Source organism: Pseudoalteromonas rubra, from assembly GCF_005887115.1.
Classification (GTDB): Bacteria; Pseudomonadota; Gammaproteobacteria; order Enterobacterales; family Alteromonadaceae; genus Pseudoalteromonas; species Pseudoalteromonas rubra_F.
In genome coordinates, this window is the sequence record NZ_PNCJ01000005.1 from 140,863 (window position 1) to 165,165 (window position 24,303).

The 24,303-nt window shown below is 45.6% G+C and carries 17 protein-coding genes; 6 read left to right on the plus strand and 11 right to left on the minus strand.

Annotation, left to right across the window (positions count from 1 at the left end):
- The first annotated feature begins 312 nt into the window (after positions 1-312).
- The gene (locus CWB98_RS01625) at positions 313-612 is read left to right on the plus strand and encodes a hypothetical protein (protein ID WP_249364573.1); all 300 of its coding nucleotides are present in this window, start codon (positions 313-315) and stop codon (positions 610-612) included.
- Here the strand turns inward: CWB98_RS01625 and CWB98_RS01630 are convergent.
- From CWB98_RS01630 to CWB98_RS01650, 5 genes are all read right to left on the minus strand, one after another.
- Positions 603-1,511: an HvfC/BufC N-terminal domain-containing protein gene (locus CWB98_RS01630; RefSeq protein WP_138543243.1), complete on the minus strand. Its 909-nt coding sequence runs from the start codon at positions 1,509-1,511 to the stop codon at positions 603-605. The genes CWB98_RS01625 and CWB98_RS01630 overlap by 10 nt on opposite strands.
- Positions 1,508-2,500 (minus strand): MNIO family bufferin maturase, encoded by a 993-nt coding sequence (gene bufB, locus CWB98_RS01635; protein WP_138543244.1) that lies wholly within the window; start codon positions 2,498-2,500, stop codon positions 1,508-1,510. The genes CWB98_RS01630 and bufB overlap by 4 nt, the downstream gene beginning before the upstream one ends.
- A gap of 9 nt (positions 2,501-2,509) precedes the next feature.
- Positions 2,510-4,804 carry a ferritin-like domain-containing protein gene (locus CWB98_RS01640; RefSeq protein WP_138543245.1) on the minus strand — a complete coding sequence of 765 codons (2,295 nt, stop codon included), beginning with the start codon at positions 4,802-4,804 and terminating at the stop codon, positions 2,510-2,512.
- Positions 4,805-4,946: 142 nt separating this feature from the next.
- Positions 4,947-5,333 (minus strand): hypothetical protein, encoded by a 387-nt coding sequence (locus CWB98_RS01645; protein WP_138543246.1) that lies wholly within the window; start codon positions 5,331-5,333, stop codon positions 4,947-4,949.
- Between the two features lie 161 nt (positions 5,334-5,494).
- Entirely contained in the window at positions 5,495-7,666 is a 2,172-nt protein-coding gene (locus tag CWB98_RS01650; RefSeq protein WP_138543247.1) for a malate synthase G, read from the minus strand.
- Between the two features lie 232 nt (positions 7,667-7,898).
- Between CWB98_RS01650 and CWB98_RS01655 the strand changes: the two genes are divergently transcribed.
- The 4 genes from CWB98_RS01655 (at position 7,899) to CWB98_RS01670 (ending at position 13,659) form a co-directional block, all read left to right on the plus strand.
- The gene (locus CWB98_RS01655; protein ID WP_138543248.1) at positions 7,899-9,503 is read left to right on the plus strand and encodes an isocitrate lyase; all 1,605 of its coding nucleotides are present in this window, start codon (positions 7,899-7,901) and stop codon (positions 9,501-9,503) included.
- Between the two features lie 549 nt (positions 9,504-10,052).
- Entirely contained in the window at positions 10,053-12,146 is a 2,094-nt protein-coding gene (locus CWB98_RS01660; RefSeq protein ID WP_171045559.1) for an ATP-binding protein, read from the plus strand.
- 300 nt (positions 12,147-12,446) lie between these two features.
- The gene (locus CWB98_RS01665) at positions 12,447-12,926 is read left to right on the plus strand and encodes a hypothetical protein (protein ID WP_138543250.1); all 480 of its coding nucleotides are present in this window, start codon (positions 12,447-12,449) and stop codon (positions 12,924-12,926) included.
- Between the two features lie 202 nt (positions 12,927-13,128).
- Entirely contained in the window at positions 13,129-13,659 is a 531-nt protein-coding gene (locus tag CWB98_RS01670) for a hypothetical protein (RefSeq protein WP_138543251.1), read from the plus strand.
- A gap of 129 nt (positions 13,660-13,788) precedes the next feature.
- On the opposite strand, the gene rmuC is transcribed toward CWB98_RS01670, so the two are convergent.
- From rmuC to CWB98_RS01700, 6 genes are all read right to left on the minus strand, one after another.
- Complete coding sequence (rmuC, locus tag CWB98_RS01675) at positions 13,789-15,246, minus strand: DNA recombination protein RmuC (RefSeq protein WP_432765872.1); 1,458 nt, start codon at positions 15,244-15,246, stop codon at positions 13,789-13,791.
- Positions 15,247-15,365: 119 nt separating this feature from the next.
- Entirely contained in the window at positions 15,366-16,058 is a 693-nt protein-coding gene (locus CWB98_RS01680; RefSeq protein WP_054017686.1) for a response regulator, read from the minus strand.
- Positions 16,059-16,265, minus strand: a complete 207-nt coding sequence (locus tag CWB98_RS01685; protein ID WP_054017687.1) for a hypothetical protein — start codon at positions 16,263-16,265, stop codon at positions 16,059-16,061.
- A gap of 239 nt (positions 16,266-16,504) precedes the next feature.
- Positions 16,505-19,600 carry a DEAD/DEAH box helicase gene (locus CWB98_RS01690; RefSeq protein WP_138543252.1) on the minus strand — a complete coding sequence of 1,032 codons (3,096 nt, stop codon included), beginning with the start codon at positions 19,598-19,600 and terminating at the stop codon, positions 16,505-16,507.
- A 155-nt stretch (positions 19,601-19,755) separates the two neighbouring features.
- Complete coding sequence (locus CWB98_RS01695; RefSeq protein WP_138543253.1) at positions 19,756-20,718, minus strand: transcriptional regulator; 963 nt, start codon at positions 20,716-20,718, stop codon at positions 19,756-19,758.
- A 16-nt stretch (positions 20,719-20,734) separates the two neighbouring features.
- On the minus strand, positions 20,735-21,967 hold the full coding sequence (locus CWB98_RS01700; protein WP_138543254.1) for an AAA family ATPase: 1,233 nt from the start codon (positions 21,965-21,967) through the stop codon (positions 20,735-20,737).
- Between the two features lie 700 nt (positions 21,968-22,667).
- On the opposite strand from CWB98_RS01700, the gene CWB98_RS01705 reads away from it, so the two are divergent.
- Positions 22,668-23,882, plus strand: a complete 1,215-nt coding sequence (locus CWB98_RS01705; protein ID WP_138543255.1) for a replication protein A — start codon at positions 22,668-22,670, stop codon at positions 23,880-23,882.
- Positions 23,883-24,303 lie beyond the last annotated feature (421 nt).

The window sequence follows — 24,303 nt, forward strand, 5'->3', positions numbered from 1 at the left end:
CCACTGACGAGTCGGTGGACCATTTTTCCGTATCACTTTTCACTTCGCTAACACCAATACTGATTTAGGGCTTTCTCCCTCGTACAAACATCCGGCACTCACTGGGTAAAATCCATCCCATTGTCAGCCATCATAAAATACCGTTTAATAAGGGCATAAAGCCCCATACCAGACTTTTGCGGGGTTAAGCAGTTTAAAAGGAATCCAAGAGCTGCGAACTTACTTCAAAGATCTTAAAAAAGAGGTCGATAAATTTGTTGGCAAGAAACCGAACCTGAAAAATTACAAACGCTTGCCTGGCTGCTCGGCCCATTGCCCTACCTGCTAAAAGACGCCCATTATAAGGATGAGCAGGAACACAGAGTAATCGTCACGCATCTGGACTATGGTGCAAAAGAAATTAAGAGCGAAGACCCCGACTTTGCCAACGGCACTGCGCCACGCTTATATCTGGAACTACACAGAGACGATCATCTGGCGCCGATTGAGTACGTGACGCTCGGCCCCAAAGCGCCCAACAAAGAGATGATGGCACCGTACTGGCGCCACCAATTAGCCAGTAAATTTTCTACAAAGCTGGATATTCACCCCTCGCGCTGCGCTTATAAATAGTGCGAGGCATCTTCGGTGTTTGTAGTCGGGCGTTTGGCACGTTCGACCACCAGCAAACCACAAGCGACGGCGGCAGGTAGCCACATGGCCAGCCGGGCTCTGAGTAGCGCGGGTTCCATGCCCTGACGGCGGGCGCTGTGCATGAGTGCCTGTTCAAACGACATCGCCTGACCACAATGACTGAGTAAATCCGCCTGCCAGTGGGTGAGCGGCTGGGTGATCAGCCGGTAGTTTTGCCGGGTCAGGGCGATATAGCGGGTTTCTCTGCCAGGCAGAGTGTGCGGCTGAGCATTTTCTAACTGCTCAACCAGGGGCAGCAAATCATAATCACTGACCAGCAAACGCAGGCACGGTGGCACCACCAGATTGAGCGAAGCGCCGCCGCCCAGCAGTTCAAATTCATTCAATACCAATTCGGCTGGGGGGGTGTTTTCCAGTCCTTCGGCCAGCAGCACCTCCGCTTTGGCACGCTCGAACCGGGCCAGCTCCACGGGCACATCGAACATAGCGCGCTGTTTGTCGTCGAACTCCCCCTGCGGCCGGGTATTAGCCAGAAAACTGACAAACGATTTACCCAGCGTATGCAAAGTGAATGACCGCGACGGTAAGGTCACGATATACGCCTTGGCAAACACCTCAAAGACGTCATCGCCCATAAAAGCGCAGAGCAGGGCAAATTCCCCTTTAAGGCACTCTACCAGTCGCATAACGTAGCCAGCGGCATAGATATCCACCCGACGCTCGGCAGGCAACTGTGGGGTCGATTTAACACACTGTTCAAGTGTCAGGCCATCACGCTGACCTGCTGTGAGCAACTTTTCGGGTAAGTCGCCACGAGAAATTAAAACGTGAGACAACCAGTGCTGCAATTGGCTGAGTTGTGGGGTTGAGTACGTCATTTTGCTACCGGTTTTAAGCTGTGTGCCAGGTCTGTATTTTGATGCATTTCCCGTACCACAGGCGTTGAAAATTTCGCCATATCGCTCTGGTGCACGGCCTGCGCGGGCATCTCGCCCTTGAGAACCTGCTTTGCCTTATTCAACTCCGCCACCAGGGTGTCAAATGGCGGAATATTGGCGTCCCATTCCAGTAAAGTCGACACGCCGCCGGTCAGCTGTTGCGCCAGCGCATAAAGCGTCCAGACTTGCTGCGGTACAGGCTGGTCGTGGGTATCAATCAGGCAGTCGCCGCAATCGCTGGGGCCCGCCAAATGGATCTGCACGATCTGCTGGTGGGGCAGGGCACGAATATACGCCTCAGGATCAAAACCATGATTAAACGCACTGACAAACACATTATTGACGTCGAGCAAAATACCACAACCGGTGGCATTCACCAGCTCGGTAAAGAAAGCCGGTTCGCTCAGGCTGGAATGACAATACTCCAGGTAGGTAGACGGGTTTTCCAGCACAATCGGGCGCTCCAGCACTTCCTGCACTTGCTTAACCCGGCGGATAACATGATGGAGACTTTCGTCCGTCAGGGGCATAGGTAAAAGGTCGTGGCTATTTACCCCGGCCACGCCAGTCCAGCACAGATGATCCGACACCCACGCTGGCTGCACAAAGTCGCTCAGTGCTTTGAGCTTATTCAGATAGGTAAAATCAAGCGGATCTGTGCTGCCAATGTTCATCGACACGCCATGCATCACCATAGGGTAGTGTGCTCTGAGTGTTTCCAGCACGTGACGGCCATAGCCAAAATTGTCTATGTAGTTTTCGCTGATGATCTCAAACCAGTCCACCGGCTTTTTTACCGTGTTGTGGTCAATGCTCATCAGCTCAGGATAATGCTGACTGCGCAAGCCAACCCCAAATCCTAAGTTCCCGGTATGAGAAAAAGAGGCCGCAGCATCGCGCCGCGCCTCCTCAGTATGGTTATCTGACATGGCGCTTCCTTATGTTGAAGGCGGCAGTGCCAGACGAATATCATCCACTTCTGGTGGCGCAGGGATTTCACCGGTCTGCTCATTAACCAGATTGTTGGCATTACAATACGCCTGCCAGGCAATCTTGTATACCGCGTCCCCTTCTTTATAGGGCATTGGCGTAGTGTCATCAGATGAGTCGCAATCCTGCTGTGGGTCGCCGCCATCAGGCGTGATGTAGCTGATAGGTGTAAAGTTGTTGTGTTTATCAAAACTAAACAGCTGCATTTTATAGCCGTCGCTGTCGTCGGCAGGTAAGGATGGGAATAACTGCGACGCCGAAATAGGCACAGCACACCCACCCAGGTTATTACACTTGTTGTCGGCCGGCGCACTCTTTATGCCTTTAGCGCCACTGGCACCACAGCTGCCACCCGGTGTGGTGCTATGAACAAAACCACAGCCGCCCTGGGCTTTACAATCATTTGAACCTTTACAGCTATGGAATACCTGAGCCGGCGGCAAACCAACATTATCAGAGGTGTAACTCATCCCCTGGCAGGCATGGTACAACACGCCTTCTTCCTGCGGTGCAATGCCAGTCACCAGATCCGGTGCCATCCCAGTCGTGGCCCAGCAAATTGAGACACGGTCACCAGAGCCACCCATTGCAGGCCCGGGGAACTCATCGGTTTTCCCTGACCAGTAGCGGTCCAGCGCGGTTGTCAGGCCTTTAATGGTTCCGACTGCCGACTGGCTGAACAGCAGGTGGGTTTCCACCTTGCTTTTTTCTGTGCTGCTGAGATTGTTCAGTGCAGCAACGATCTCATCAACCCCAGGTAAGTCTGGGTGCTGCTCTTTTGCTTTATCACAGGCACCCGGGTTCAGCATTTCCCTGTTCCAACGCTTGCCTTCGGCATGCCAGTCTTTCCAGGTTAGGTATCTCTCTTCTTCTGAGCGACTGGGATCACTGTATTTAACGATCAATTCCAGTGTTTGCTTAAAGATCAGGAAATGATCTTTGCGCTTATTCATGATCCGTGCACACGCCGATCCTGAGATAGGTGTACCCGGGTAATCCGCTTTAAGTGCGTTCTCATCAGGCTGATACTTCTCTTGCACGGTATGCGTATCTTCGGCCTTTTGGGCAAATAAAGTGCTCAGGGCTTTTTGTGCCCACGCTTCATGACTCCATTTTTGACAGATTGTTTCAACCACGCCCTGACCTTCGCCCTGATCGGTAATGGCATTGATGTTGTTGATAAGTTTAACTTTGAGCTCGTCGTGGCGAGTATCATCCAGCTCTGGTGAATTCAAAGACCCGTCAACGCCAGGAAATTGTGCCTGGTACGCGTCATCGCCGGGACGTACGTTAAAGTAGTCTCTTTGCACCGGCGTTGACCCTAACAGCGCATCAAGCAAAGACGTGCCATCGTCATACTGGATTTGCAGATAGTTCCAGTAGCACAGGTACATATGGCCGATAGAGCCAAACAGCGGCAGGTCGGTTTCAGTGTAGCTGGGTTGCCACCAGTCAAACGGGGCATTTTCAAAGTACTTGGGACGACCATCTGCACCGGGCTTGAGGTACTGGGGCGCAATAATTTTTTGCGCGTCTTCTTCGGTTTCTTCAATCAATAAAAACAGCAGCGCCTGCTCTTTGTTAAGCTCCGTCGCATTCACCCTGAGGTCCTGCAAACTTTCACCCTTAAAGTGGGCTTTAAAGTAATCCCTGACTTCAGGACTAAGCTTATTCAGATCGCTGTCGCAGTCATTAAAATCCAGAATGTGCGGGATCATGGTCTGATTGTTGTAACACTGCCAGCCATATTTCTTATCGATCAGTGCCTCACTGGTAAAAGTCGGTGTAAGTCCGATCTTGCTGGCCATGTTAGAAGCCAGTTGCAGGTGCAGCATTTCTTCAACAAACACACTGTATACACCATTGAATACTTGCTCGTTGACTGTTAAGACATCCGTCGGTGTCGGCTTCACTACGGCGTCATATTCATCGAATCGCCCCTTTGGCACCGTACCAGCTGTTGCTGCCAAACCAGGCCACCAACGTCCCGGATATAACCCGGAGTTGTCACCAATCTGGTGCATCCCATAAATGGAGTATAGGCCGGTCATATACAGGGGAATGGTAAATAGCTCAACATTGATAGCCGCCTGCGCGATGGCTTTCACACACGAGATATCAGCAGCCTTGTAATCAACGCTACGTGCTTTTATCTCTTGCTCTTGTTGCTTTGAAATTCTGAGTTCGGGCTTAATGATTTCTTTCAACCCGTTCAATACGTCTTTGTTAATTGGTTCATTCATGAACTTGCTCCTTCGTGACGGTAAACTACTGCCTGTGGTTTGCTTCACAGCAGCAGTGCTCATAAAAGGTAGTTCACAAAAAAAGAAATTCCTATTACATCCTATTACTCAGAGAGCTGAGTGTGCAAAAGAACAAGGGTAATCAACGGCGCCGTTCAATCTCGCAGAGATCAGACGCCTGGCTGGCGCAGTAATGTGACTGTTTGACCTGAGATCTAACACTGTCGGCACTTAGTTTTGCTTCGGCATCAATATCAATACCGTTCGCCAGACAGGCTTCTTTGTAGGCTTGATGTTGTTGGGCTTTTACAACCCCGTTGGACAAGGCCAGTGCCAGGCCACCAACCAGTTCGAGTTCATGAAACACCAGGTTGCTGGCAGCGCGGGGAGCCATGTCGATACTGGTCGATTCTTTGTAAACGCCGCAGTATTCATCAAAACTGACTTCAGTGTGCGGCACAAAAACACACCCCGTCAACAGCAAGGTGCTGCTCCCAAGTAATGTATATTTCCCTGACAACATAGTCATTATTATCCGTATTTATTACTTTAGATAAGGGTATGCTGGGCGCTTAAAGAATACAACGGGATACTACATAAATCTGACGTAAACTTACATCCGCTGACATTTAGCAGGGCAACAGAGCGTAAAGCCCCTTTACACTCTGTTGCCCAGACTAATCGGAGAAACTACTGAGTATGGTCCTTGTATTGACGTCGATACGCATGCAGCAGAGGCTCAGTGTAGCCATTTGGCTGCGCCTTGCCTTGCAGCACTAATGCCAAAGCCGCCGAGAAGGCCAGGTTGTCTTCGATGTTTTCACCACTCATTGGCTGGTATTGCGCGTCATGGCGATTTTGCTCATCGACGATTTTTGCCATACGCACAAAAGTGCGCTTAACCTGCTCTTCAGTGCAAATACCATGGTGCAACCAGTTAGCAATGTGCTGGCTTGAGATGCGTAAAGTTGCTCTGTCTTCCATCAGGCCAACATGATTGATATCGGGTACTTTCGAGCAACCAATGCCCTGATCTATCCAGCGCACCACATAACCCAGAATCCCCTGGGCATTATTGTCCAGCTCGGTTTGAACTTCATCATCGCTTAACTGACGTGCGCCCAGTAACGGCGGTGTCAGCAGGTCGTCGAGGCTTGCCATCTGCCGCTGGGCAATTTGCTGCTGCAATGTCGCCACTTCAACTTCGTGATAATGCATGGCATGCAAAGTGGCCGCGGTAGGAGAGGGCACCCAGGCGGTATTGGCACCTGACTTAGGATGAGCCAGCTTTTGCTCCATCATTAACGCCATTTTGTCAGGCATCGGCCACATGCCTTTACCTATCTGCGCCTTACCCGCAAAGCCCGAAGCCAGACCGGTGTCTACGTTACGATCCTCATACGCCGCAATCCAGGGCTGTGCTTTTATCTCGCCTTTGGGTAATACCGGGCCTGCCAGCATAGACGTGTGGATCTCGTCACCGGTTCTGTCCAGGAACCCGGTATTAATGAATACGACGCGGGCGCGTGCCGCATTGATACAGGCCTGTAAGTTTACAGATGTACGGCGTTCTTCATCCATAATGCCCATTTTTAGCGTGTTTTCAGGTATTTTTAGTAACTGCTCTACCGCACTAAACAACTCGCCGGTAAAGGCCACTTCTTCCGGACCATGCATTTTGGGTTTGACGATATTCACGCTCTGCGCCGTGGAGTTTTTAAGCACACCATCACCTTGCAGATCGTGCAGCGCGGCGGTTGCGGTGATCACCGCATCGACTATTCCTTCGAACACCTCTTCACCATGCTCATCCAAAATGGCAGGTGTGGTCATCAAATGGCCAACGTTACGCACAAACATCATAGCGCGTCCTTTGAGGCTCAGCGGCTGGCCATCAGGTGTCAGGTAAGTTTTATCAGCATTCAATGAACGGGTTACGGTTTTACCCGCTTTTTCAAACTGCTCTTTGAGTGTCCCCTGCATCAGACCCAGCCAGTTGCGGTAAACCTGTACTTTATCTTCGGCATCCACGGCTGCAACTGAGTCTTCACAATCCATAATGGTGGTCAGCGCAGATTCCAGGATCACGTCTTTGATCCCGGCCTTATCTGCCTGGCCGATCGGATCCTGGGGATCGATCAGGATCTCAAAATGCAGATCATGGTGTTTAAACAATAATGCCGACGGGTTCTGTGGCTGCCCGTTATATCCGGCAAATTGCGCGGGATCCGCCAGTGACATCTGACTTGAATCGTTAAGCGTAATGATCAGTTCACCCTGAACCACCGCATAGTTAGTGCTTTCGATATGAGAGCCATGTGCCAGCGGCAAAATACGGTCCAGTAGCTGGCGAGCATAGGCCATCACTTTAAAGCCCCGCACCGGATTATAGCCGCTAGCACGCTCAGCGCCGTCTTCCTCTGGCAACACATCGGTGCCATACAACGCATCATAGAGTGAACCCCAGCGGGCGTTGGCTGCATTGAGTGCAAATCGCGCATTACTAACCGGCACCACTAACTGTGGGCCTGCAATGCGGGCAATTTCGGGCTCAACCTGCTCGGTAGTAATAGGCTGCGCAGCAACGCCAGGCACCAGATAACCAATTTCAGTTAAAAATGTCCGATACTTATCAGCATCCCAGCTTGGGTTAGCTAAATGGTAGTCATCAATTTGCTTTTGTAATAGATCGCGCTTGGCAAGCAGCGCCCGGTTTTTGGGTGTGAGAGTGTGGATAATAGTCGAAAAACCAGACCAGAAGTCGTCTGCATTAATTTGGGTGCCAGGCAGCAGCTCCTGATCGACAAAGTCAAACAGGCGAGTATCGATACGCAATCCGGCCTGTAAAATGTGAGAACTCATGTGAGTGATCCTTGATCGGGTTTGAACGGGTCACTTTAAAATAAGCCAATTTCAGTAAAAGCAAACCCCTTATTCCATTCACAGTAAATATACTGACAATAACAACTATAAATTTAAAAAATTGAACTGGTCGGTCTAGTGTTTATTTAAACGCCAGCAAGCACTCTCACACTCGCAACCTGGCAGACAAACATAAACCAGTTAGCTTAAACCCGTTCGAAGGAATTTTGTTATGAGCAGTTATACCTCTCAAATTGACCGTTTTACTACATTGTGCCAGTCTCAGGGCGATACATGGCAGGGGATCAACCCCGAATTTGCAACCAGAATGCATTTACAAAACCGCTTTAAAACGGGTCTGGATATCGCCAAATACACCGCGAAGGTAATGCGTGAAGACATGGCCGCGTATGATGCCGACAGCAGCCAGTATACACAGTCGCTGGGTTGCTGGCATGGCTTCACGGCTCAGCAAATGATGATGGCCATTAAGCGTCATAACAAGACCACAAAGCGCTCTTACGTTTACCTGAGCGGCTGGATGGTTGCAGCGCTTCGCTCTGAATTTGGTCCGCTGCCAGATCAGAGTATGCACGAAAAAACCGCGGTACCTAAGTTGATTGAAGAGATCTACACTTTCTTAAAACAGGCAGATGCACGTGAGCTCGACCATCTCTACAAAGCGCTGGACGAGGCCAAAGCGCAAGGTGGTGACGTACAGGCAATCACTGCACAGATAGATAACTTCGAAACTCATGTGGTACCGATCATCGCCGACATCGATGCCGGCTTTGGTAACGAGGAAGCCACCTACCTGCTGGCAAAACAAATGATTGAGGCGGGTGCGTGCGCCATTCAGATTGAAAACCAGGTATCGGATGCCAAGCAGTGTGGTCACCAGGCTGGTAAAGTCACCGTGCCTCATGAAGACTTTTTAGCCAAGATCAATGCGGTGCGTTATGCATTCCTGGAGCTGGGCGTAGAAGATGGCATTATTGTCGCTCGTACCGACTCTCTGGGTGCCAGCCTGACGCAGAAAATACCAGTCTCTAAAACCCCCGGTGATTTGGCCAGCCAATACAACGCCTTCCTCGACACCACCGTTATCTCTGGCGCTGCGGATCTGAACGAAGGTGACATGGCCATTAAACAAAATGGTGAGCTGTGTAAGCCAGTGCGCCTCGATAATGGTCTATATCAGTTCAGAGAAGGCACTGAAAAGGACCGCGTTGTACTTGATTGTGTCACCAGCTTGCAATCAGGCGCCGATCTGTTGTGGATTGAAACTGAAAAGCCCAATGTTGAGCAAATAGCGGAACTGGTAAACCGAGTCCGTGAGCAGGTGCCCAATGCCAAGCTGGTATATAACAACTCACCGTCATTTAACTGGACGCTGAAGTTCCGTGAGCAGGTATATGCAGAGTGGCAGGCACAAGGCAAAGATCTATCGGCGTACCCTGATCCAACTCAAGATCCTAAAGCGCTAATGTCTCCAGAACTAGATCAATCGGAACTGGCAGCAGAAGCCGATGCTAAGGTACGTACCTTCCAGCGTGACGGTGCCGCTCAGGCAGGTATTTTCCACCACCTGATCACCTTACCGACTTATCACACTGCTGCGCTGAGCACTGATATTTTGGCGGAAGGTTACTTTGGCGACCTGGGTATGCTTGCCTACGTACGAGATGTTCAGAGACAAGAAATCCGCCGTGAGCAGGCTTCTGTAAAACACCAGGACCTGGCCGGCTCCAACATTGGTGATACACATAAAGAATATTTCAGCGGTGAAAACGCTTTAAAAGCAGGTGGTGAAGCCAACACCATGAACCAGTTTTAATTGTCATATGATTCCTTAATCAAGCGAGGGCCTGCGGGCCCTTTTTAGATCAGTTTTTTACCAGCACAATACCGGCAACACACAACCCAATCTACAAAGTCGATGGCCTGCTAAAAGCCCTAACAGACTCTACCACTTTAATCTCAGCCAGATTAGTTCTGGATCACGATTTTACCCGCCTGCGAGTGTCAGATCAGGATTTTATCAGCTAAAGTGCTTTTGATGACGGACAAGGGGCGTGAGCGGCAAAAAAAGAGGACGACAACAAGACTTTGGCTTAAAATTCGGAAAAATCTGCCAGCGATTGGCTTAAAAATTCGACTAGTTGCAATAATAAACACTTCCCAGGCCACATTTTTACTAACTCTGGGGTCAATAAACCAAAATTTTACTAAGTCAGCAGCCCGATAAAACAGAATTTTACTAACTAGATGGCCATCAAATCATTATTTTACCAACTCATCATCCTGTAAACCCCCTTTACAGATCCATAATTGCACCACAATTATTGCATACTCTGAAAAAAGTCTGATGTGCCACGAAGAAATTATGAAAAAAATACTGCTTCCATCTGCTTTTGCGTTACTCAGTATAGTCACTGTTAATGCTCAGGCAACCAGCTCGACGTTAACATTACATGAAATAAAGAAGCTCGAGTTGTCGGGCAATTACGAGCAGGCACTCAGTAGTCTGACCCCATTTTATAGCCATAGCGATCTGAAGAAGCAACTCGAAGCACGCTTTGTCGAAGCACTAATCTATCGTAAGCAAGGTAAGCATCAGCAAGCGATTGATGCGTTAGGCAGATTACCCAAGCAATTTCAGCTGGATACCAATAAACAGTACCGTCTATATAAGGAGTTGGGGATAAATTACCGCCGCATGGGCAAGCTGGATGACGCTGAAGGCAACTACAGACACGCTTTAAAAACCGCTAAAGCAATGAATAATAATGATTTTGTTGGTCAAAGTTATTCTAATCTCGGCACCTTGTATGACACCAAAAATGAAATGGCGATGGCCATGCAGTTTCAGCTTAAAGCCAGAGATGCGCTAAAAGACAGCCAGCTTCATGGAGTGGTCGCCAACAACTTTTATAATCTGGGCGATATGGCCATGCGCTTTAACGACCTGGAGCAGGCCGAGTTCTTTTTTACCAAAGCCCTGGTAGCAGACAAGAAATCGGGTGAGCTGAGCAATATTGCCGGCACCGCCTTGAGACTGGCTCAGGTCACATTTAAGCGTAAAAACTACTTACAGGTAGTGGAGAAAACCACCGAGGCCATTGAGCTGCTAGAACAAATTCCGGCTAATGTCAGCCTGGCACGTGCCCATCAGTTAATCAGCCAGGCCTATCTCAAGCTGGAAAAAGGAGTAAAGGCCGAGGAGCATGCCAGGTTGTCGATGCACTACGCCGCTCAAACTGACAACCAGCTACAGCGTTTTCACGCCCATATTATCATGGCTCGCGCTTATCTGTATCAGCATAACCCCGAGCAAGCGCAGCCCCACTACGAGTGGCTAACACGCTTTATGGCAGAAGAAGAGGAGAACGCTTACCTGTCTCAGCTCTATTATAACCTCAAGGCCAAGTACGACTTTCAGCAAGGCAACCACCAGGAAGCGTACGAGGCGCTAAGCAAGGCCAATACCTTCTTTGCCCAGAATATAGAAAAAGCCAACTCAGAGCAGGCACTGACGCACAAACGCACCATAGATACCGTCATGCAACAGCAACGCCTGGATGACTCAGAGCATCATCGCAAGCTAACAGAAAGCCAGCTGCGCAATGCACAATTGATGCAACGCATGTGGCTATTTGTTGCCCTGACTTGCCTGTTGCTGGGTATTTTGATCACTTATATTTTGTTCAGTAAAAACCGAACAGCGCGCCTAAAAGCCAACCTTTATCAGCAAAACCTCAAGCAAAAGGATCAGATGCTTGCAGATATTTCTCATGAATTGAGAACGCCGCTGAGCGTGCTCAAGCTACATATTGAGGCACTAGAATATAATCTGCTGGAAGACGACACTCTGGCATACAGCAAGATCAATGAAAAAATATCCCAGCTAAATCATCTCATCTCAGATGTTTATCAACTCTCTCAGGCTGATAATCAGGCAATGGTAGTCAACAATCAACCATACTGCACCCGTACCTTAGCTGACAGTTATTGCTACGACATCAAGCGGATGGTGCAAAGCAATGATCTGCACTTTAGTGCCGATGTTTCTATACCTACCAATGCCAGTGTGTTGATAGACAAGCCTAAACTCGACAGGGTAATAGATAATCTGGCGAAAAACGCCTGTCTGTACACCGATAAACCAGGTCAGGTACGCCTGAAAATCCGGCAAAGTTGTGAAGGGCTGATCATTCAGCTGGAAGACTCATCACCGGGCGTGTCAGATAATGAAAAACCGCGCTTATTTGAACGATTATACCGGGTAGAAAGTTCGCGTAGCCGGGCAACAGGGGGGTCAGGTCTGGGCTTATCCTTATGTAAAAGCCTGGTAGAATCCATGTCGGGAGATATTGAATTAAGAGATAGCAGGTTAGGGGGCCTCTCTGTGCGGGTGACACTATATGAAGCCTCAGCCACACCAAAAGTGAAAGTGCCACAGACTGCATCACAGATTTAGTACTCAACATGCCTGACATAATATCAGGCATTTTTTTAGCACTTTATTTAATCATACTCATCGCTCTTTTTAAAAACCGGTAAGGTTAAAAAAACACTCGCATAGTACTAAAGTCTGGTTATATAAAGCCATTCGTATATTAACATTTGTCGTGTAGCTAAACCCACTCTCCCCTTCACAGATCCGACCTCAATAAAAATCTCCTCATAACTGATCCGATCAGGTGTAATGGGTGTTTCCCTCCATTTTCTTTCCACAATGATTGGTTTTAATAAGCAATATACACGGGAGGAATGGTCTATGACACAGCGAACTATGAAACACAATGAATGGGTAAAAATTGTTGAATCCAGACATCGTCAGAAAAAGCAAAATACGACAGTAAAAACCACTTTACCAATCTGGTCTATGTTGTTGGGCGGCTTTATCATACTTTCAGCTGCATGGACCTACTTTGTTGATAGCTCATCTGAAGACGTTCAGGTTGCAGCGATTGATTCAAGCGCCCAAAAACGCATTACACGCTACTTTTCTAAGCAGTTCATGATGGGCAGCTGGAAGTTTAACAATATTGACTTTAAAAGCGGCGAGCTCAATGTCTTTATTCAGATCCCAACTAAGTTGGCTATGTCTGAAAGCGAGGTGAAAGAGTATATTCGTAACTCTCTGTGTCCAACAGCCAGTAGCCGCGTTTGGCAGGACGTGCAAAATAACGACATGTATATTTACCTGTATACCGACATGCCACGCAGAGGCAAATATGCCCTGTGTAATAGCTGATCATACTAAAAATAGTAAAGGGGCCTGACGGCCCTTTTTTATTACCTGCGACACACTTATAACCCCACCACTTTCGAAATACTTATCTCTTTTCTGTTAAAAATGATAATCTTTATTGACTGGCGTATTATGAGTTTGCTTTCCAGCTCACCCAGTTATTATGAATTAAGGAAAATCAATAATAATAAATGAGTAACCAACAATGAAAATAATAAAATTGCTCCAAGCCATCACGTTTGCTATAGCCCTGAGTATCATTTTCTTTCATAAGACACTGATATCCTCAGTGCTTTTGCCCCAATATATTAGCTGGGCTGAAGAAACTGATAAGCAAGGTCATCAGATTGGCAAGCCCTTAGATTCAAAACACTTAGCAATTGCAAAAGAGATAGGTATACAGTCACCGGAAAAGGTGAGGATAGTCTATGTTGACGAAGTCCCTTTTCCTCATGACAATTTAGCCTTGAAAGCGCTGGGAGAAGCACTTGGTTTTGTAGGTGAGGGCATTATTAATAACGCTCAGGTATTTGGTTATTCCATCTACGTTCGTCACGGCTTTGAACTCACAACACCTAAACTGGCACATGAACTTGTCCATGTTCTGCAGATTGAACGCTCCGGTCTTCAGGCTATCGTGACACAGCACTTTTCTGACCTGGCTGAATATGGTTATGATAATTCACCATTGGAAGTTGAAGCCTTCAAGGCCAATGAAATTTACAAAGATCGTTAGGTCGCAAAGTAAAGAGTCGCAAGCTCAGAAGTGAGTATTGCGACTCGCAGACAGAGTTGTTGGTAACAAACAACTCGTATAAAACGTTTCCTGCCAAAGATGTCTAAATTCTACGTCGGAGGTTGAGTATCACTCTAACTCGAGCTTTGCTTTTTCAGTTAACTCACTCGGTAGCTCACGAGACACAGAAACACCCAATTCTTTAAACTCAGAAGCTTGTTTGATCAAATTACCTTTACCACTGTAGAGCTGAGCCATTGCTTTGTCGTAACCTTCGCGAGCTTTATCAAGTTGTTTACCTACTCCCTCCAGGCTGTGTAAAAAAGCATTCAACTTGCTGTAGAACTTTTCAGCACGCAACGCCAGCTCTTTGCTGTGTTTACTCTGTTCCTCAAAACGCCATAACTGTTTGACGATATTCAGACTCGTCAGTAATGTCGTAGGCGTCGCAATCAATACTTTGTTCTCAAGGGCATACTGATATAAATCAGGTGCATACTTAATGGCTTCAACAAACGCAGATTCCACCGGAATAAACATAATCACCACTTCCGGAGAGTTCAGTCCGGGTAGTCGCTCATAAGATTTATCGCCCAGCTCTTTAACCCGTGCTTTTACTGCTTCAACATGCGCCACAATGGCTTGATTGGCCTCACTATCCTGCTCGGCGTTTACATAACGGGTATAAGCATTCAAAGAGGTTTTTGCATCCACCACCAGGTGGCGCTCTTGAGGCAGATACACAATGACATCGGGACGATATTTACCTTCTTCGGTCGAAAAACTAACCTCACGCTGATAATCATTACCGGGACGCAACCCCGCACTATCGAGCACATTCTCCAGCATCAGTTCCCCCCAGTTACCTTGGGTTTTCTTTTGCCCCTGCAAGGCATTTGTCAACTTATGCGCCTGCTCTGTAATGGCCTGATTATTGGCCTGTAAATGCAGCAGTTCAGTGCGTAGCGCAGCCCTTTGTTTGAGTTCTTCGCTGTGAATGGCCTCCATTTTATCGCGAAAGCCTTTGAGCTCGCCCTGAACCGGTTGTAACAGCTGAGAAATTTTATCCTGACTGTGACGGGCAAACTTTTCGCTTTTATCCTCAAAAATTTGTGTCGCCAGGTTTTCAAACTCTTGCTTTAACACGACCTTTGACTGCTCAAGCTGGGCCAGTTGTGCATCAAAAGATTGCTGCTTTTGTGCCAAGGTGGTTTTCACATCGGTCAGCTCCAACTCCAGACGGTGAGCATACGCTTGCGTATCCTGGGCCATATCTTCTGCTTTTTGCCAGCGATTCTGTAACTCACTGCTTTGACGTTGCTTTTCATCCAGCCGAGCCTGCAACTGCTGACAATCACCATGTAATTGCCAGTGTTGGTTCTGTACCTGTTTCAATTCATCAGATAATTGCGCCAGCTGACTCTGTAACTGTTCGTTTTGTACCATCAATTGTTGTCTGGCAGTTTGGTTCTTTTGCCGAATCAAATAATACATGGGGGCAAAAACACATGAAGATAACACGGCACCAGTACTGAGCAATGTCAAAATTTGAGCAGGAGAGAGAGTGGTTAAACTGGACAAAAACATAGGCATTCTCTTGATGTAACTATGTATAGATAATATCAACTACACAGCCTAAATGCCTATTATATTGTGACTTTCTTGAAGTTTGTTATGGCGAGCAAGCGGCGCATATGCGCCGTCATTTAAGCGTCAAGCTGCTGTTCATTGAAACGATAACCAGCACCATAAACCGATTCAACAATTTTGGGCGAGCACTCGATTTGCTTGATTTTTTTACGGATGTTTTTGATATGACTGTCGATAACACGGTCGGAAATATCAAAGTTATCAGGCTGAATATGATCCAGAATTTGCTGACGGGAGAAAACCCGGTTAGGCGCCTGATACAACATGGCAAATACGTCAAACTCAACTTTAGTCAAAGACAAAGTGTTACCTTTGATAGAAACGATTAACTGATCGACATCCACTACAACAGCGGCTTCCTGGGGCGCGCTGGGGGCAGCCTGACAACGACGCAAAATCGCTTTGATACGCATCACCAGTTCGGCGGCACTAAATGGCTTACAGACGTAATCATCGGCGCCAAACTCCAACCCCTTTAAACGGTCAGCCTCAGATACCTTTGCCGTCAGCATCACAATAGGCACCATTGAGAATTCTCGGATCTGGCGCATGCATTCAACACCATCCTGATTTGGTAGCATGATGTCCATTAAAATGGCTTCAGGGTTATTTTCTCTCACCCAGTCGACCACCAAAGCACCATCTGCAATGTGGGAAATTTCGAATCCAGAAGCTTTAAAAAACAGCATTACCTGCTCTGCAATATCGTAATCATCCTCAACGATAAGAATATGGTGCTTCGATGTCATTTAGCCTCTCGATTTAGCCTTTAGTTGTGAAAGCTGCTTTTTAACCTGACCCTTAAGCTTATCCGACAAGGTTTCATCAAACAGCAACATGGTCAGAATGCTGGCCAGATCATCTGAACTGGCAACCTCGTTTAGTAGATCATAATCACACTGTGACTGAGGTTCAATAAAGTTTAACTGTGAAATTGCGTTTTCGTAGCACAACATAGCTCGCCCCTTGAGTCCATCGCGTCCTAATTCGCCAATATGGTTATTAAAGTCGAACAATGTGGATCAAATATGGAACAGCTTAAAAACGCACAAAAAAAAGCCGGTTAACAGTTAACCGGCTCGATACAAAACTTGTATTTAATAGGGGGAAATCAACAATATGCTTACTACAAACTCGGCGTTAACAACAAGCATAATGATAGACCCCCTCCTGTTCTAAAAAGTTCAGAAAAAAATTAGTTTTTTATCATTTCGAGCATTTGCGCTTCATTAAACTGAGTCAAATTCACGCCTGCATCAGCAAACAAGGCGTCTACCAATGCCTGCTTATCTTTTTGCATCTGATAAACTTTCTGCTCAATAGAATTGGCGATGATCAGCTTATAAACAAACACAGGCTTATCCTGGCCAATCCGATAAGCCCTGTCGGTCGCCTGGTTTTCAACTGCCGGGTTCCACCAGGGATCAAAATGGATCACAGTATCAGCCTGAGTCAGATTCAGACCCGTTCCGCCTGCTTTGAGACTGATCAGGAAGACATCAACCTCACCCTCTGTGAAGCGGGTAATTACTTTGTCCCGTTGACGTGTTTGACCTGTCAGCATAGTGAAAGGGATATTCAAGCCGTCACAATGGCTGGCGATCATGTCCAGTACACTGGTGAACTGACTGAAAATAATCACCTTACGACCTTCCTCGAGGAAAGTAGGTAAGTGATCAGCTAACCAATCAAACTTTGCGCTGTTGAACGTCTGAGTTTTATCAACCAAGCTGGGATGACAACAGATTTGGCGTAGCCTCAGCAGGGCATCTAAAAAAGCCAGCTTGCTGCGCTCTACGCCTTGCTCTTTAAATAAATCAACCAAATTAGATTCGATTTTAGCTTGTACCTGATGGTACATATCAGCTTGAGCACCACTGAATTCTAGCTTTTTAACCAACTCTGTTTTTGCCGGGAGCTCGCGCACAACTTCAGACTTAGTTCGACGCAGAATGAAAGGCGCAATTAAAGACTGTAATTCTTTGGCACGCCGAGTATCGCTTTCTTTCTCGATAGGTTGCTGAAAGTAGTGCTTAAATTGTTGCTTGGTGCCCAGTACATCAGGCATCACAAAGTCGAGCAAAGATTTTAACTCAAGGAGGTTATTTTCGACCGGTGTTCCACTCAGGCATAGTTTAAATTCAGCAGATAACTGCTTTACACATTTAGAAATTTGCGCGGTTTCATTCTTAATGTACTGTGCTTCATCAAGCACAATTGAATCAAACTCCAGTTCAGAGTAGTGCGCTAAATCACGTTTTAGTAACGGGTAAGTGGTGATAATAAAGCGAGCATTTGCGACCTGACTGAGCTGCTTATCACGCTGTGCGCCATGTACCGTCAACAGCGGAAGGTGTGGCGCAAAACGACGGAATTCGTTCTGCCAGTTACCAACCAGACTAGTCGGACAAACAATCAACGAAGGCTTAGTCACCAAAGTGTTATGTTGAGAAATAAAATAAGCGATAACCTGTAGCGTCTTACCTAACCCCATATCATCCGCTAGAATACCACCAAGTTGATGGCGATTCAGAAAACGTAGCCAGTCGACCCCCTGCACCTGATAATCACGGAGCGTAAAATGCTCAGCAGAATCAGTTACACCTGAAGCATGGTTTTGTTCAGGCTTGCTCAATTCATCAAGGTAATCCAACAGGCGCCTGTCATCAGACACGCTCTCAACTGCATTCAGCTCAAATAGTTTGCTGGCATATGACAATGGAAACTTGAACTGCGAACTGGAGAGGTAATAGCTAAATCTTGTTTTTAACAGGAGCAACTCGTCGTAGACGGCCTTGGGTATGGCATAGAACTGCTCTGCGATATTAATGTACTGATAAACATTAGCCAGGGAATTGACTTCATGGGAAGGCACTTTATCCCAGTCGAGCGTAACCAACTTATCATCAAACATTACTCGGCCAATGACGTGGTGTTTTTTGTCTCGTTTTAGTACCAAAGTCACCTTTGGCGTCAGTACTGCCCGGCCACCTTGTAATTCATCTACCTGCCAGAGTTTACTTTGTAGGTAAGGGCGAACTTCGCAATTAAACCAGTGATAGGTAACATCATCATCGTGCGGAAGCACAAAGTGATTTTGCTGAGCTGAGAAGCCAAGTCCATTGAGCATCTTCTCGCATCGATTAAGTTGTTTCGCTTTGGAGTAACGACCTTCCTTATCTAATAAGGATAAGGCCAATTTCAGGGGGGAACCGGGCTCGATACTCAGTTTAGCAACGAGCTTATCCTTATTTACAAGGTGCTCGTGTCCATGAGGTGGCGGAACTATATTGTCGGCAAACACATCCTGGAAACGTTTAATCACCGCTTCAATCTTACTCGCGTTGATCAAAGGCATCGTGTGCAGGTGAGCGATTTCCTGCGCACTCAGCTCAGATTCGATCCGACCAAGTAGCATATTTTCAGTATCGAGATAGACAGGCGGATCCGTTTTGATCAGCTGCCATTGCTCAACCCCGCTTAAATGACTGGTTAAGCGGTATTCATCACGCTCTTTCTCCCAACTAAACTCCAGGTGTTGCTTATGTCCAAAAGCAAGCGGTCTGCGGCTATTTTGGTAAAAACAGCGCTTGCTCTGCACAAGCTGTTGTAAAGCTGAAAATCCCCAACTTCCCGATAGCTCAAAGTGACCTGGCGTATTTTGCGAGCGGATCCAAGAAAACAACCTGAAGTCGCTCTCAAGAATATCCTTTGGCGGCACCTGACTATTGAGCTGGTGCTCAGTCAGTGCACGGCCAAGAGGGTAAACACCATCGGGCTTTTGCGGCGTGGTTTTTGGATTGACCAGCAGTTCGTTACCACGAGACTCAAGCACAAATAACAAAACATTCGTCACATCCAGATCATTCGCTTGTTGTAATTGCGCGAGCTCATTAAACCAATCATTGACCAGATAGGACTCACCAAAACCACCCGAATGGTCTATTTTCAGTTTCAACAAGACAGCCGCGATGTGGCGGCATTTAGGATTGTTCGAACAAGTACATTGGGCTTCGACAGAAGGCGTCCCTTTTATCTGCTCTATTTTGATGTGTTGAGTGAAGGTATTGCCAAAGTTGCCCATCACCTGAGCGTCTATCTTTGTGAAGTCCTCAGAGTGCTCCAAAAAGCTAATTTGTTCATCATGCAAATATTGCTTGGCCTTACTCAATAAGGCAGCGTTGAAATACTGCTTGAGAAAACGTTCGGACAGCGGAAACTGGGTCGACTGTTCTTGTTTAATTTCCTCAAATAGTGCTAGAAGTTGCTCTTTAGATAACTGCGAAGACATTCGTTTACAATAAAAAAGACGTAAAAGAGCAGTATATGAAATTACGTATTTGAGCTAAAGAGGCAAACGGCGATAAATAGGGAAAATTTGACTGGTTGGATGACAACAATGTCGAAAAAGTACGAATAACGGCCGGTAAACCCGGCCGATAAAGATTAATTGAAACTTGCAAGCAATTTCTCTAGTTGCTCCAGGCGCTTCTCAGTCATAACACGATCATCTATCTTAACTGTGATAGCACCACTTTTAATGTTCTTTTGAACTTTAATGTAGTCGTTTTCGAGTAATGCAACGTTCCTGGATTCTGCCTTCGAAAAAGTGGTCAGGTAATTGGTAAGTAATACTGCTCGTTTCTCGTCACTAACAGTCTCAGATGTTAGCTTCTCTGGTGCATACTCAGCCACCTTTTGTTTGAACCCCTCGCTATGTTCCTGGATAGCGGTGATGAGTTTTTTAGCAGCTTCACGACCCAAATGGTTTGCCGTGGGATATAGACTGACAACCTCGAGCGGGATTTGCTCAAATGCTTTTAACGAATCTGCAATAGCAGTATGTGATAACCCCTCAATAGCTGCAATCTCGCGATAAGAGCCTTTTTTACCTTGTTGAATAAGTGCCTGCTTGGTTTGGGAGAAGGCTTTTCCCTGTTCCCACAAGCTAGGTGCGATGTATTGGTCGGATGAAACCGAAAGGACTTTCGCATCTTCATCTGTAAAATCAGCAGAAGTTAAAATGACATAGTCAGCGCCACCGAGCAGGCAAGCTTTTCGCCGTCTGGAGCCTGACAACACTTCATGCACTGCGCCTTTATCCCAGCATAACGCAGGGTGTAAATTGCGCTTGTCAGCTTCAATAGCAGGTAAAATATCAGACACTGAACGTTCATTTAGCAGTGTCTGGTCGCGTCTGTTGTCGCCATATACCTGAGTGACCTGAGCGATCTCATCATGCTTTATTACTTTGCAGATCAAAGTGATCAATCTGTTAGGATCGCTGGGAGCAGGCATGGTCACCACATCGCCTACTTTTGCCTGATCCAATAGATCGTCTAAACTACTTCCTTCCACGGGTGTTGCGAATGGATCTATGCGTGTGTCGTTCTTGCGTTTTCTAGCCATGAAATTGTTTACCTGCTTACTGATCGAGTGATGACTGAGTTGATGGCCAATTTGACCGAACTAACATTTCTAGTTCATCCACAACATCTTTTATATTTTCCTGCGATTTAATCAAAGACTCTCTGCTTGCAAGTGAATCAGAGGTTTTCTGATCAAAAATAGTATTAAATGATGAAGAACTCGCGGTGATCGCAGAACTGTGATTTATAGGATAACTCATAACCTGACGACCAAAAGCACTGCGGACATCTTTAACAATATCACGTTGTGAATGATTACCTTTAACGTAATTAGTAACCAAAAACTGCATGAAATCCCAGCCTTCATGTCCAAGTGCCGCCACTGTATGGTAAATCTCCCCAAGTCTTTTTAAATACTTGTTGTTAGCATCAAAATCTACAGCTTCTGGGTGTACGGGGATTAGCATTGCCGTAGACGCCATCAGGGCGTTGTAGAACATAAAGTTAAGCGAAGGTGCGGTATCTATCAAAATAATATCAAACTGCTCTGAGACTGGCTCTATGACCTTCTCTTTCAATTTGTGATAGTGACGTGTTTGTGCGTAACTGGATGATTCTTTTAATTCTGTCGCGGTTTCATGCTCGAAGTAGAAATCGTCCATTCCAGATGGCAATACGCGTATATTAGGAATATGCGTTTCTCTGAATGCGTCTGATACCAACTGCTGCCAGGTTTCACCTTCGTCCAGCTCAATACAATCACGCATAAGATCTCCGACTGTGATCGGTTCTGGATCCTGCGATGGGAAAAAGCTTGAAGATGATCCTTGAGGATCCAGATCAATGATCCCTATGCGATATCTTTTTATGTTTGTTGTAGCAAGGGCTGCTGCAATATTCACCAAACTGGTAGTTTTACCACATCCACCTTTAAGGCTATTTATAACAATAACCTGCAATTTATCGCTTGGCTTTCTATGATCAGCTTCAATACCTAATATTTCTGCCATTGAGAAGATGTTGGCCAACGTATAAGCATAATGGCCGTTCGCACCTTTCTGGATGGCCAAGTGATCAAAGTCACCTTGATCATGACGTCGCTTGAGTGTTCTATTATTAACACCCAGCAGATCTGCAGCAGCTTTTTGTGTATAGGTTCGAAGTTCTTTATCCTCGCTTTTAAGATGTGCGCGATAATGCTGAATTCGACCTTCGAGGGATTTTTCAGCGACTTCTGCGGTTGCTTTAAGCAGCCTGTACGTTGAGAGCGCATTACTATTGATAGACATACGTTATTTCCTTCAAATGATAGCTATAATTATAATGTCCATTACTTTTGCAGTAAACATAAAAAAACAAAGACATCTATATTTATAACCCACCTAAGGTATAAATAAATAAGTTTAAAAGTGGTTAGATCTATAGGTATTAAAGGCTAAGTGTTCATTTTTACATTCTATCCTATTGTTTTATATGTAGAATATATAAAACTTCTGGATCAGAAAAATACTTGGTTAAGATCAGATCTTTCTATACTCCTAGATCGGTCTTTTACTAACAGGGTTTTTGATTTTGCCAATATGCACAACTTATGCACATTCTTGTCCACTGTTTTATGGTCGCGGATCTATATTTTACCAAGTTAATTCAGTAAGTTATACACTTAATCGAGCGGATGCTAAGGTTTTAATAGGTATAGATCTGATCTGTACTTAGAATAGATCGGATCCTTACCATCTCGATCTCAATTTATCCACAACTGATCTGAGAAAACCGGATTTACGGGCTTCTTTTGAGCGCTTATGGGCTTTTTTGATGATGATTTTTATGTCAGTTGGTATAAACTGGATCTCAAAATGTCGAATCTTAGTAAAAAAGTGATCCGAAACTGATTTTTTAGTGCAGATCACTTTTTTACTAACTTAAACAATTAACTTTTGATCGTGAATGTGTTGTCATTAACCGTCGCAAAATTCTGGAAGTAATAAAATGAGCCGTAAGGTAAACATCTCCGTTGATAATTTACCTGATTCCCTTAGAGGTCAGATCCATGGTGTTGAAAGCGCAACCGATAACGAGAGTTTAGCGTTGTTCACTGATAACAAAGATGTTCGGGTGTCATTGGAAAGTGCTAGTCATGGTTTGCGAGCTTATTCGAACACTTTCAATCATTACGACCTTTGGGGTCGGTTTGTACGTTCTGGCTATAAAAAACTGCCCCTAGAAGAAGCGCCAAAGAAAACCATTATTTCCAGAAGAATTTCGGAGAAAGTTGACGGTATTGTTTACGACGGAGAGTTAAAAATCACGCCGGCTGTTGTAAGTAGTAAAAAAGACGGTGAGGAAGCTGAATTTCTTGTATGGCCATCGGACCGAGAGGAAAAAGTTGAGCGTGCTCTAATTCGTCTGGCTTCAAAAGGTAAGATTGTAAAAATCAATTTTAAGTCCGGTATTCAATATGCTGTGATTTTCTCTATGAATGAACTGGCCCAGGAGCTAAAAGCTGTTGGTCAATCAATGCCTTATCCGCAAATTAAAGAATCTTTAGAGGCTTTACAAGGTTCAAAGCTGTCGTTCAAATATCGTGCAACAGACACAAAGAGTACAGATATAGATGACTCATTTTATGAGTCTAATATGAACTTTTTATCGTCACTTCACTTCAGTGGTAAAAAAGGGCAGGGCGGTAACGTTAAGTGTGTAGCCTGTCTGAATGCTTTTGTTCATAACATGATCGACAATTTAGAGTATAAAGGATACTACTTTAACAGCGCGCAAGAACTTAAACGTGGCCTTTCTCGTTGGATGATGCTGCGCTTATATCACCTATGGAGATATGCGGCTCCAGGAAAAACTTACCATTTCCGCCTGTTATCCATTATGGAAAAATATGGTTCTATCTACCCTGATGATGAGATTACTGACAATAAATTAAAAGCATTACGACGGGATATGACTACGACAATGAAAGACCTCATCGAAAAAGGGGCTATCTCGGAATACCATATTTCTAATGTAAAAGATGATAAAAGCGGCAAAATTGTAGACTATGTATACGAAATGCATCCTTCTGCGCAGTTCTGTGATGAAATATTAGCATTAAATAAACATAATAAACGGATTGAAATTCAGGGCGGCAAGCGCATTGTTGAAAATGTTGAAGTGATAGACGAAGACACGTTGGAAGAAATCGTGAAAAAATAACTTGATTGGTAACAATTGAGTTTGGTTTTTTTCATACGAAGAACCAACCATTATTATGTTAAATTATAAGTGACATTGTATTTTCGACATGTCAAACGCAGAGTTTTGATATTTATAAATGGACAATGTGTCTTCCTGAATTGCATAATGTTGATAGAAAAACCAGATTTAATAACACATAGAATCATATTTCGTATTTACATATATTGTGTTCTTTTGATGGTAAAACGTTCCCTGATATCCGACCTTTGAAGTAACCTCTTTGTTCAGGCATATATTGATAGCAGGGTAAATGGTTTCAGTACAGCTAATCTTTAAGGAAGAATTTTCACACCTTAATTTATGATGTGTTCTAAGGGGAGGCTCAGCTTCTACATATGGTGAGGACAAGTGCCCATATGGATCAAAACTAAGCTGGTTT